General features: G+C 71.0%; 10 protein-coding genes. 3 read left to right on the top strand and 7 right to left on the bottom strand.

Translation table 11 applies throughout. The features are described 5' to 3' along the window. Positions 1–136: 136 nt before the first annotated feature. The 6 genes from KME75_RS35765 to KME75_RS35740 all read right to left on the bottom strand — a co-directional run bounded on the left by KME75_RS35765 (position 137) and on the right by KME75_RS35740 (position 7,371). Positions 137–895, bottom strand: coding sequence for a succinate dehydrogenase/fumarate reductase iron-sulfur subunit (locus KME75_RS35765; RefSeq protein ID WP_219419370.1), 759 nt, complete (start codon positions 893–895; stop codon positions 137–139). Beyond that, a complete protein-coding gene (locus KME75_RS35760) occupies positions 892–2,805 on the bottom strand; it encodes a fumarate reductase/succinate dehydrogenase flavoprotein subunit (protein WP_219419369.1) in 1,914 nt (637 codons plus the stop codon). Before KME75_RS35760 ends, KME75_RS35765 begins: the two co-directional genes overlap by 4 nt. 12 nt (positions 2,806–2,817) lie before the next feature. Then, a complete protein-coding gene (gene sdhC, locus KME75_RS35755) occupies positions 2,818–3,618 on the bottom strand; it encodes a succinate dehydrogenase subunit SdhC (RefSeq protein WP_219419368.1) in 801 nt (266 codons plus the stop codon). Positions 3,619–3,953: 335 nt separating this feature from the next. Beyond that, positions 3,954–4,712 carry a succinate dehydrogenase/fumarate reductase iron-sulfur subunit gene (locus KME75_RS35750; protein ID WP_219419367.1) on the bottom strand — a complete coding sequence of 253 codons (759 nt, stop codon included), beginning with the start codon at positions 4,710–4,712 and terminating at the stop codon, positions 3,954–3,956. Next, on the bottom strand, positions 4,709–6,655 hold the full coding sequence (locus KME75_RS35745; protein WP_219419366.1) for a fumarate reductase/succinate dehydrogenase flavoprotein subunit: 1,947 nt from the start codon (positions 6,653–6,655) through the stop codon (positions 4,709–4,711). Before KME75_RS35745 ends, KME75_RS35750 begins: the two co-directional genes overlap by 4 nt. Next, positions 6,652–7,371, bottom strand: a complete 720-nt coding sequence (locus tag KME75_RS35740; RefSeq protein ID WP_219419365.1) for a succinate dehydrogenase cytochrome b subunit — start codon at positions 7,369–7,371, stop codon at positions 6,652–6,654. The genes KME75_RS35745 and KME75_RS35740 overlap by 4 nt, the downstream gene beginning before the upstream one ends. A 78-nt stretch (positions 7,372–7,449) precedes the next feature. On the opposite strand from KME75_RS35740, the gene KME75_RS35735 reads away from it, so the two are divergent. The 3 genes from KME75_RS35735 to KME75_RS35725 all read left to right on the top strand — a co-directional run bounded on the left by KME75_RS35735 (position 7,450) and on the right by KME75_RS35725 (position 9,721). Then, a complete protein-coding gene (locus KME75_RS35735) occupies positions 7,450–8,394 on the top strand; it encodes a LysR family transcriptional regulator (protein WP_219419364.1) in 945 nt (314 codons plus the stop codon). Between the two features lie 41 nt (positions 8,395–8,435). Then, entirely contained in the window at positions 8,436–9,164 is a 729-nt protein-coding gene (locus KME75_RS35730; protein WP_219419363.1) for a mycothiol-dependent nitroreductase Rv2466c family protein, read from the top strand. A gap of 95 nt (positions 9,165–9,259) precedes the next feature. After that, on the top strand, positions 9,260–9,721 hold the full coding sequence (locus KME75_RS35725; RefSeq protein ID WP_219419362.1) for a DoxX family protein: 462 nt from the start codon (positions 9,260–9,262) through the stop codon (positions 9,719–9,721). A gap of 71 nt (positions 9,722–9,792) precedes the next feature. Here KME75_RS35725 and KME75_RS46375 read toward each other — a convergent pair. Then, positions 9,793–10,920, bottom strand: a 1,128-nt coding sequence (locus KME75_RS46375) for a regulatory protein RecX (RefSeq protein WP_308283397.1), incomplete at its 5' end; no start/stop codon positions are given.

Genomic DNA, 10,920 nt, shown 5'->3' with positions numbered 1-10,920 from the left:
AAGGCCCCCAGGCCTCAGACTTTGCTTCGGGCTAGACGCACCAATGCCAACCGAGCTCAGCCGGACCCGACCCGATTCTCATACCTCGTGGCGGCCGAAGGCCATGGGGGACTTTGCTGCAATCCGGGGGGCTGCCTCAGGCGCCGGAGCGCTTGAAGATCTTGTTGCCGAGCCAGACCAGCGGGTCGTACTTCCGGTCGACCACGCGCTCCTTGAGCGGGATCAGCGCGTTGTCCGTGATCTTGATGTGCTCGGGGCAGACCTCGGTGCAGCACTTGGTGATGTTGCAGTAGCCCAGGCCGTGCTCGTCCTGGGCGTCGTCGGCGCGCCGCGGCGCCGTGTCGAGCGGGTGCATGTCCAGCTCCGCCACCCGCATCAGGTAGCGCGGACCGGCGAAGGCCTCCTTGTTCTCCTCGTGGTCGCGCACCACGTGGCAGGTGTTCTGGCACAGGAAGCACTCGATGCACTTGCGGAACTCCTGGCCCCGCTCCACGTCGACCTGCTGCATCCGGTAGTCACCCGGCGCCAGGTCCTCCGGCGGTGCGAAGCTCGGGATCTCCCTGGCCTTGGTGTAGTTGAACGACACGTCGGTGACCAGGTCGCGGATCACCGGGAACGTCCGCAGCGGCGTGACCGTGATGACCTCGTTCTCCTCGAACGTGGACATCCGGGTCATGCACATCAGCCGCGGCTTGCCGTTGATCTCCGCGCTGCACGAGCCGCACTTGCCGGCCTTGCAGTTCCAGCGGACGGCCAGGTCCCCGGCCTCGGTCTGCTGGAGCCGGTGGATGATGTCGAGGACGACCTCGCCCTCGTTCACCTCCACCGGGTAGTCGACGAGCTCCCCCTTCTCGGAGTCACCCCGCCACACGCGGAAGTGCGCGTCGTAACTCATGCCTCTCCCCCTGCCGCATCGGCGCGGTGGCCGCCCAGCTCCTCGCCGGTGTAGTACTTCTTCAGCTCGTCGAGCTCGAACAGGTCGAGCAGCTCCGGCCGCATCGGCACCTGCTCCTGGCGCACCAGCTCGACGTCGTCCTCGCCCAGCGCCGACAGCACGAGCAGCACGTGCCGCCAGTCGGCGTCCATCACGGGGAAGTCGTCGCGGGTGTGCCCGCCACGGCTCTCCTGGCGCTCCAGTGCCGCCTTCGCCACGCACAGCGAGACGAGCAGCATGTTCCGCAGGTCCAGCGCGAGGTGCCACCCCGGGTTGAACACCCGGTGGCCCTCGACCCGGACGGTGCGGGTCCTGGCCACGATGTCCTGGAGCTTCTTGAGCGCCATCTCCATCTCGTCGGCCTTACGGATGATCCCGACGAGGTCGTTCATCGTCTTCTGCAGCTCGAGCTGCACCACGAACGGGTTCTCGCCGCCCTCGCCTGCGCTGGAGAACGGCAGCAGCGCCCGCTGCTCGGCCTCGGCCACGTCGTCGACGGCCACCGCGGGGCGCACCCCGGCGAGCCCGTCGACGTAGGCCGACGCTCCCGCGCCCGCCCGCCTGCCGAACACGAGCAGGTCCGACAGCGAGTTGCCGCCGAGCCGGTTGGAGCCGTGCATCCCACCCGCGACCTCACCCGCCGCGAACAGCCCCGGGACCTTCGACATCGCCGAGTCGGGCTCGACCTCGACCCCACCCATCACATAGTGGCAGGTGGGACCGACCTCCATCGGCTCCTTGGTGATGTCGACGTCGGCCAGCTCCTTGAACTGGTGGTACATCGACGGCAGCCGCTTCTGGATCTCCTCCGGCTTCAGCCGGGAGGCGATGTCGAGGAACACGCCGCCGTGCGGGCTGCCCCGGCCGGCCTTGACCTCGGAGTTGATCGCCCGGGCCACCTCGTCGCGGGGCAGCAGCTCCGGGGGACGCCGGTTGTTGTCGGCGTCGGTGTACCAGCGGTCCGCTTCCTCCTCCGTGGTGGCGTACTGTTCCTTGAACACGTCCGGGACGTACTCGAACATGAACCGCTTGCCCTCGGAGTTGCGCAGCACGCCGCCGTCGCCGCGCACCGACTCCGTGACCAGGATCCCCTTCACCGACGGCGGCCAGACCATGCCCGTCGGGTGGAACTGCAGGAACTCCATGTTGATGAGCGTGGCGCCCGCGCGCAGGGCGAGCGCATGGCCGTCGCCGGTGTACTCCCAGGAGTTGCTCGTGACCTGGTAGCTCTTGCCGAGCCCGCCGGTGGCCAGCACGATCGCCGGCGCGTCGAACCGGACGAAGTTGCCGGTGCTGCGGTAGTAGCCGAAGCACCCCGCGATGCGTCCGCCGTCCTTGAACAGCTCGGTGATCGTCGTCTCGTGGAAGACGCGGATGTTCGCCTCGTAGTCGCCGGTCGCCCGGTAGTCCTCCTGCTGCAGCGACACGACCTTCTGCTGCAGCGTGCGGATCATCTCCAGGCCGGTGCGGTCGCCGACGTGCGCCAGCCGCGGGTACGTGTGCCCGCCGAAGTTCCGCTGGCTGATCTTGCCTTCCTTGGTGCGGTCGAACAGCGCCCCGTAGGTCTCGAGCTCCCAGACGCGGTCAGGCGCCTCCTTGGCGTGCAGCTCGGCCATCCGCCAGTTGTTGAGGAACTTGCCGCCGCGCATCGTGTCGCGGTAGTGGACCTGCCAGTTGTCGTTGGGGTTGACGTTCCCCATCGCCGCCGCGCAGCCGCCCTCGGCCATCACCGTGTGAGCCTTGCCGAACAGCGACTTCGAGATGATGGCGGTGCGCTTGCCCTGGGCACGCGCCTCGATCGCGGCCCGCAGCCCGGCACCCCCTGCGCCGATGACGACGACGTCGTACTCGTGTCGCTCGATTTCAGTCATCTGCCATCACCTTCAGTTGATGATCCGCAGGTCGGGGATCCAGCCCGCCGACACCGCCATGATGTAGAAGTCGGTGAACGCCAGCGTCCCCAGTGTGATCCAGGCGAGCTGCATGTGCTTGGTGTTCAGCCAGGAGACCTGCTGCCACATCTTGTAGCGCATCGGGTGCTTCGAGAAGTGGTTCAACCGGCCGCCGATGATGCTCCTGCAGGAGTGGCACGAGAGCGTGTAGGCCCACAGGAACACCACGTTGACCAGCAGGATGATGTTGCCCAGCCCGAGGCCGAACTCGCCGTCGGCCGTCATGAACGCGTAGATCGCGTCATAGGTGTTGATGATCGAGATGAGCGCAGCGGCGTAGAAGAAGTACCGGTGCAGGTTCTGGCCGAGCAGCGGGAACCGAGTCTCGCCGGTGTACCGCGAGTGCGGCTCCGCGACCGCGCACGCCGGCGGCGACAGCCAGAACGACCGGTAGTACGCCTTGCGGTAGTAGTAGCAGGTGAGCCGGAACAGCAACAGGAACGGCAGCGTCAGTGCGGCGTAGGGCAACCACCAGACATCGGGCAGGAACCGTCCGAAGTGCGCTGCTTCCTCGATACAGCCGTTCGACACGCACGGCGAGTAGAACGGCGTGAGGTAGTTGTACTGCTCGACGTAGTACCACTCCTGCATGAAGGCCCGCACCGTCGCGTAGGCGACCCACGCGGTGAGGCCGACGAATGTGGCCAGCGGCGGAAGCCACCACCGGTCCGTGCGGAGGGTCCGTGCCGCGATCTGCGCCCGCCCTGCGGACGCGTCTGTGGTGGATGACACGTCAGGGAGTCCTCATCTTCTGCAATGCCGACGGCGTCGGCAGAAGACGGCACACCCCGGTTACGGAGAGATGCCACGCCACGACGTCGGGTCGTCTGGATCTCGTGGGAGCCTACGACGAAACCCATGATCCCGACGGCCGGGGCAGGCCGAAGAAGTTCCGTGAGATGGCCGATCGTGACGAGGAACACGTGGCCGCACTCTCCTCCGCCCACGCGCCCCGTCTCCGGCTGTGCGCCCCGTCGACGGGGCGCACCGACCGGGACGGGGCGCGTGGACGCGCGAGCGCCCCGCGGACGGCGGGAACCGTTCGCGGAGCGCTCGTACGGGACCGGTCAGGGGCGCCTGCGGCGCGAGCCCGTGGTGGCGGCGAGGTAGTCGCGGTTGAGCTGGGAGATCACGTCGAGCGGGATCTCCTTCGGGCACGCCACGCTGCACTCGCCGATGTTCGTGCAGCCCCCGAAGCCCTCGGCGTCGTGCTGCTCGACCATTGTCACGACGCGCTCGTTGCGCTCGGGCTGGCCCTGGGGCAGCTCGCCGAGGTGGGTGATCTTGGCTCCGAGGAACAGCGACGCCGACCCGTTCGGGCACGCCGCGACGCAGGCGCCGCAGCCGATGCACGCCGCAGCCGTGAACGCCCGGTCGGCGTTCGGCTTCGGCACCGGCGTGGCGTGGGCGTCCGGCGCGGACCCGGTCGGGGCGGAGACGTAGCCCCCGGCGGCGATGATCCGGTCGAGCGCGCCACGGTCGACCACCAGGTCCTTGACCACGGGGAACGCACCGGCCCGGAACGGCTCGATGGTGATCGTCTCGCCGTCACGGAAGTGCCGCAGGTGCAGCTGGCAAGCGGTGGTCGCCTTCTGCGGGCCGTGCGCGAACCCGTTGATCACCATGCTGCAGGTGCCGCAGATGCCCTCGCGGCAGTCGTGGTCGAACGCCACCGGCTCGTCGCCGTCGAGGATGAGCTTCTCGTTGAGGACGTCGAGCAGCTCGAGGAACGACATGTCCTCGTCGGCGTCGTCGACCTGGTACCCGACCAGGCGGCCCTTGTCGTCGGGTCCGGACTGACGCCAGACCTTGAGTGTGAGTCTCACTTGTAGCTCCGCTGGCTGGGGGTGACGTACTCGAAGTTCAGGTCCTCCTTGTGGAGGACCGGGGCCTGCCCGGAGCCGGTGTACTCCCAGGCGGCGACGTAGGAGTAGTTCTCGTCGTCGCGACGGGCCTCGCCGTCCTCGGTCTGGCTCTCGGCCCGGAAGTGGCCGCCGCAGCTCTCGGCGCGGTGCAGCGCGTCCAGGCACATGAGTTCGGCCAGCTCGAAGAAGTCGGCGACGCGGCCCGCCTTCTCCAGCGACTGGTTGAGCGTGGCACCCGAGCCGGGCACCTTCACGTTGGTCCAGAACTCGCGGCGCAGCTCGGGGATGCGGTCCAGGGCCTTGCGCAGGCCCTCCTCGGTGCGCTCCATGCCGCAGTACTCCCACATGAGCTTGCCGAGCTCGCGGTGGAACGAGTCCACGGTGCGGGTGCCGTCGATCGACAGGAGCTTCTCGATCCGCTCCCGGACCGACCGCTCGGCCTCCTGGACGGACTCGTGGGCGGGGTCGACCGGCGAGGGCTTCTCGCTCGCGAGGTAGTCGCCGATCGTGTTCGGCAGCACGAAGTAGCCGTCGGCGAGGCCCTGCATCAGCGCGCTCGCACCGAGCCGGTTGGCGCCGTGGTCGGAGAAGTTCGCCTCACCGACCACGAACAGGCCGGGGATGCTGCTCTGCAGGTCGTAGTCGACCCACAGCCCGCCCATCGTGTAGTGCACCGCCGGGTAGATGCGCATCGGGACCTCGTAGGGGTCCTCCCCGGTGATGCGCTGGTACATCTGGAACAGGTTGCCGTACTTCGCGGCCACGGCCTCGCGGCCGAGCCGGTTGATGGCATCGGCGAAGTCGAGGTAGACGCCCAGCCCGCCCGGGCCGACGCCGCGGCCCTCGTCGCACACGTTCTTCGCCGCGCGGCTCGCGATGTCGCGCGGCACGAGGTTGCCGAACGCCGGGTAGATCCGCTCGAGGTAGTAGTCGCGCTCGTCCTCGGGGATGTCGCGGGGCGGGCGGTCGTCGCCGGTGCGCTTGGGCACCCACACGCGGCCGTCGTTGCGCAGCGACTCGCTCATCAGGGTCAGCTTCGACTGGTGCTCGCCGCTGACCGGGATGCAGGTCGGGTGGATCTGGGTGTAGCAGGGGTTCGCGAACAGCGCGCCCTTGCGGTGCGCCCGCCAGCTCGCCGTGACGTTGCAGCCCTTGGCGTTCGTCGAGAGGTAGAAGACGTTGCCGTAGCCGCCGGACGCGAGCACGACCGCGTCGGCCAGGTGGGTCTCGATCTCACCGGTGACCATGTCTCGGGCCACGATGCCGCGCGCGTGGCCGTCGACGACGACCAGCTCGAGCATCTCGTGGCGGGAGTGCATCGTCACGGTGCCGGCGTCGATCTGGCGCTCGAGGGCCTGGTAGGCGCCCAGCAGCAGCTGCTGGCCGGTCTGGCCGCGCGCGTAGAACGTCCGGGACACCTGCGCACCGCCGAACGAGCGGTTGTCCAGCAGGCCGCCGTACTCACGGGCGAACGGCACGCCCTGCGCCACGCACTGGTCGATGATCTGCCGGCTGATCTCCGCCAGCCGGTGCACGTTGGACTCGCGGGCGCGGAAGTCGCCGCCCTTGACCGTGTCGTAGAACAGCCGGTAGACGCTGTCGCCGTCGTTGCGGTAGTTCTTCGCCGCGTTGATGCCGCCCTGGGCGGCGATCGAGTGGGCCCGGCGCGGGCTGTCCTGGTAACAGAACGAGCTGACCTGGTAGCCGAGCTCGCCGAGGGTGGCCGCGGCGGAGCCGCCGGCGAGGCCGGTCCCGACCACGATGATCTTCATCTTGCGCTTGTTGGCCGGGTTGACCAGCTTCAGGCCGAAGCGGCGGCGCTCCCACCGGGTCTCGATGGGGCCGTCGGGGGCCGCGGTGTCGGCGACCGGACTGCCGACGGTGTAGTCGGAGTACGTAGTCATGCGGGGGCCACCAATCCGAACTGGACGGCGAACGGGACGGACAGGAAGCCCACGGTCAGCACGATCGCGAAGCCCAGGGCCACGGCCTTGATGCGCGCCTGCGAGGCGCCGCTGGAGAAACCGAGCGTCTGCAGCCCGCTCCACAGCCCGTGCCGGACGTGGAAGCCGACCGCGATCACGGCGAGCGTGTAGACCAGGGTCACGTACCAGAGGGAGAAGCCCGCGGTGACGTTGTCGAAGACCTCGCCGTGCACGCCGTTGGGGTTCAGCGTGCCCGTGGTCAGGTCGAGGATGTGGTACACGACGAACAGGGCGATGATGACCCCGCCCCAGCGCATGGTCCGCGCCGCGTAGTTGGTCTGCACCGGCGGCCGGTGCGCGTACCGGACCGGACGCGCGCGACGGGCGCGCCGGGCCAGGATCGTGGCCGAGACGATGTGCGCGATCACCGCGACGAGCAGGACGATCCGCACCGCCCACAGCACGGTCCCGTGCGGCAGCGCCGGCTCACCGACGATGCGCAGCCAGGCGGCGTAGGCGTCGAGCGACTCCTCACCGAAGAACGTCTTGAGATTGCCGATCATGTGCGCGACGAGGTACAGCAGCAGGATGGCGCCGGAAACCGCCATCACTGCCTTCAGCTGGACCGAGGACCTCTTGCGCGTCCGTCGGGCCGGAGCCGGGACGCCGCCCGCGCGCTCCCGCAGAGTCACCATGGGGAACACCCTCCCTACCGCGATCAGGGGACGTCCAATGCATCGAGATGTCGCCTTCGATGTACGTAGGCTATGGCAGTGACGTTGACCCAGCTCGCGTACTTCGTCGCGCTCGCCGATGTGCGCAGCTTCACCCGTGCGGCCGAACTCACGGGCGTGGCGCAGCCCACGCTGAGCCGGCAGCTGCGCGCCCTCGAGGAGGAGCTCGGTGCCCCGCTGGTGGACCGCAACGCCCGCGAGGGGCCGGTGCTCACGCCGGCCGGGGAGGCGGTGCTCCCGCTGGCGCGCCGGATGCTCGCCGACTCCGAGAGCGCCCGCAGCGCGGTGGCCGAGATCGTCGGCCTGCGCAGCGGGCGCGTTCGGGTCGGGGCCACGCCGTCGCTGTGCATCGGCGTGGTGGCCGACGTGCTGCGCGTCTTCCACGAGCAGTACCCGGACATCCGGCTGGAGCTGGTGGAGGACGGGTCGCAGCCGCTGGTGCGGTCGCTGGCGCGCGGCGACCTCGACGTCGCACTGGTGATCGTCCCGCCGACCGGGATCGACCCCTCCCTGCACACCACCCCGATCCTGCGGGAACGACTGTCCGTGGCCTCCCCCGCCGCGGGGAGCGCCCCGTCCGCCCGGGGCTCGATGAGCATCCGCGAGCTGTCCCGACGACCGCTGGTGGTGCCCCGGCAGGGCTACGACGTCCGCGAGGTGACGCTGCAGGCCTACACGGATGCCGGCGTCACGCCCCGGTTCGCCGTGGAGGGCGGCGAGATGGACGCCGTGCTGCGGCTCGTCGAGGCGGGCACCGGCGTGGCCGTCGTGCCGGACCTGGTGTTCGCCGGGCGCCCCCGGCTGCGGCGCACCGTGCTCACCCCGCCGCTGTTCCGGACCGTGGCACTGGCCCGGCGCGCCGACCTCGCCCCCACCCATGCCGTGGGCGCCTTCCGCACCACGCTGCTGTCGTTCCTCGCCGAGCTCTCGGCCGGCGGCGGGTTCCCGGGCGACGTGCAGGTGCTGCACCGCCCGGACTCCTGACACACCCGGCGGGCGGCCCGTTCCGGAGTTAGCCTCGCCCCGTGGCCGATGCCGATGTCCACTTCTACTTCGACCCCGTCTGCCCGTTCGCCTGGATGACGAGCAAATGGGTGCGCAAGGTCCAGGCCCGGCGCGAGTACGCCGTCGACTGGCGGTTCATCTCATTGCGCCTGCTCAACTCCCACATCGACTACGACGCGCACTTCCCACCGGAGTACGAGGCCGGGCACACCGCAGGCCTGCGGCTGCTGCGCGTGGCTGCGCGCACCAGGGCCGAGCACGGGCGCGAGGCCATGGGACCGCTCTACGCGTCACTCGGAGCCCGGGTGTTCGACCACGAGACCGCGGGTGACGACGCGGAGCACCGCGAGGTGCGCGGCACCCGGGAGTTCGTCACGCCCGTGCTCGCCGAGGTGGGGCTGCCGGCCGAGCTGGCCGACGCCCTCGACGAGCCGTCGTGGGACGACGTGATCCAGGCCGAGACCGACGAGGCGCTCTCGCTCACCGGCAAGGACGTGGGCACTCCGATCCTGCAGTTCGAGCCGCCCGACGGCGTCGCGTTCTTCGGGCCGGTGATCAGCAGGCTGCCGGGCGACGACGAGGCCGTGGAGCTCTGGGACCACGTCATCGCGCTCGCCCGGTTCCCCGGCTTCGCCGAGCTGAAGCGCAGCCTCCGCGAACGGCCACAGCTGCGCGCGTTCGGCATCACCGAGGGCGAAGCCGGCATGCAGGAGGACTGGCACGGCGGGAGCCGCCGCCAGAAGAAGTAGCGGGTCCGGGGCGCGGGACGGCGTGCCCGCGATGAGTTCTCCCGGCGGCGGCGGTCTCACCTCCGACAGCGACACGGAGAACTGCGGAGGACGCCATGACCACGACCGACATCACCGCCACCACCGCCCGGCCCGCGGCGGCGGCCGCCCGGCCCACCGGGAACGCCCGCGACCTCGCCTGGGCCGGGATGCGGATCGTGGTCGGGTTCCTCTTCGCCTGCCACGGCGCGCAGGGCCTGTTCGGCGCCTTCGGCGGTATCGACGGGGCGGGCGGCGCGGTCGCCGTGCTGTCCTGGCCGGGATGGTGGGGCAGCGCGATCAACCTCGTCGGCGGCCTGCTGGTGCTGGTGGGGCTCTTCACCCGGGCCGCGGCGTTCGTGTCCTCCGGGGCGATGGCCTTTGCGTACTTCGCGGTGCACCAGCCGATGGGCGCCCTGCCCCTGCAGAACATGGGTGAGCCCGCCGCGCTCTACGCCTGGGTGTTCCTCGCGATCGCCGCGATCGGACCGGGCCGCTACGCGCTCGACAGCCTGCGCGGACGCGCCCGCCGGGCCTGACCGGCGCTCCGCCCACCCGACCGCCCGGCCCCGATCCGCCACCGACCCGTGGCGGGTCGGGGCGGCCGCCGTCATTCCTCCGGATCGGTGTCGCCGAGCTCCTCGACCTCCGCACCGTGCTCGGCGAGGGCCTCGCGCACCACTCGGTAGGCCACGCCGGCGCCGTAGCCCTTGCGGGCGAGCATGCCGGCCAGGCGCCTCCCCGCGGCCGCCCGCTCCTCCCGCGTGCTCACGGACATGCCGCGCAGCTTGCGGCCGACCAGCCGGTGGGCCCGCTCGGCCTCGGCGTCGTCGTCGATCTCCGTCAGGGCCTCCCCCGCGACCTCGTCGGCCACGCCCTTGCGCCGCAGCTCCACCGCCAGCGCGCGGCGGCCCAGCCCCCGCACGGCGTGCCGCGACCGCACCCACTGCTCGGCGAACGCGGCATCGTCGATGAGCCCGACCTCCCCGAATCGCGAGAGCACGGCATCGGCCGCCTCGTCGGGGACGCCCTTGCGGCGCAGTGCCTCCGCCAGCTCCTGTCGGGTGCGCGCCCGGTCGGTGAGCAGGCGCAGGCAGATGCTGCGGGCGACGCTCTCGGGATCGGCGTCCTCCTCGGGCCGGGCGCCGCCGCGCCGGCCCGCTCCCCCGCCGTCCTGCTCCTCCGCACCACGGCGCCCGGTGCGTCGCCCGGATCGCCGACCCTCCGGCGCGACCCCGCCGCCGTCCTCCGGCGGCGGGGCACCCGTGGCCCGCTCGTCGTCGATGGCGCGCCCATCATCCGGGCCCTTCGCGTGGCGCGTGGCGAAGTCGCGCCCGCCGTCGGAGCCACGTCTGCCGGAGGCACGTTCACCGGAGCCGCGCCCCGGGCGCGCCGCACCGCGCTCGCCCGACCGCGGCTCGCCACCCCGGCCGCGACGGCCTGCGCCGGCCCCGCGGCGCAGCGCCGACCCACCCAGCTCGGCCACCGGGACGTCGGCGCGGGGCGCACCCATGCCCTCGCCGTCGAGCCGGGCGAGCGCCTGCGCACTCGCCGGGTCGCCGCCGTCGACGCCAGGTGATCCGCCGATCGCGAAGGACGCGACGGGACCCGCCTCGCCGCGGGCGCCGTGGAACCCGCCGAGGTCGGCGAGATCGGCCGGACCGGCCGCGCGGTCGGTGGAGCCGCCGGCGAGCTCCGGCCGCTCCACCGCCGCCGGTTCGGGCAGACGCGCCACGGG

The organism is Pseudonocardia nigra, assembly GCF_019396355.1.
In the GTDB taxonomy this organism is placed as follows: domain Bacteria; phylum Actinomycetota; class Actinomycetes; order Mycobacteriales; family Pseudonocardiaceae; genus Pseudonocardia; species Pseudonocardia nigra.
Note: the sequence above shows the minus strand (reverse complement) of the source record. Positions and strands in the feature narration are given on the sequence as shown.

Coding starts and splice junctions, on each gene's coding strand:
- KME75_RS35745 (WP_219419366.1), bottom strand. CDS start 6,655: ATGACTACGTACTCCGACTACACCGTCGGCAGTCCGGTCGCCGACACC.
- KME75_RS35740 (WP_219419365.1), bottom strand. CDS start 7,371: ATGGTGACTCTGCGGGAGCGCGCGGGCGGCGTCCCGGCTCCGGCCCGA.
- KME75_RS35760 (WP_219419369.1), bottom strand. CDS start 2,805: ATGACTGAAATCGAGCGACACGAGTACGACGTCGTCGTCATCGGCGCA.
- KME75_RS35765 (WP_219419370.1), bottom strand. CDS start 895: ATGAGTTACGACGCGCACTTCCGCGTGTGGCGGGGTGACTCCGAGAAG.
- KME75_RS35725 (WP_219419362.1), top strand. CDS start 9,260: ATGACCACGACCGACATCACCGCCACCACCGCCCGGCCCGCGGCGGCG.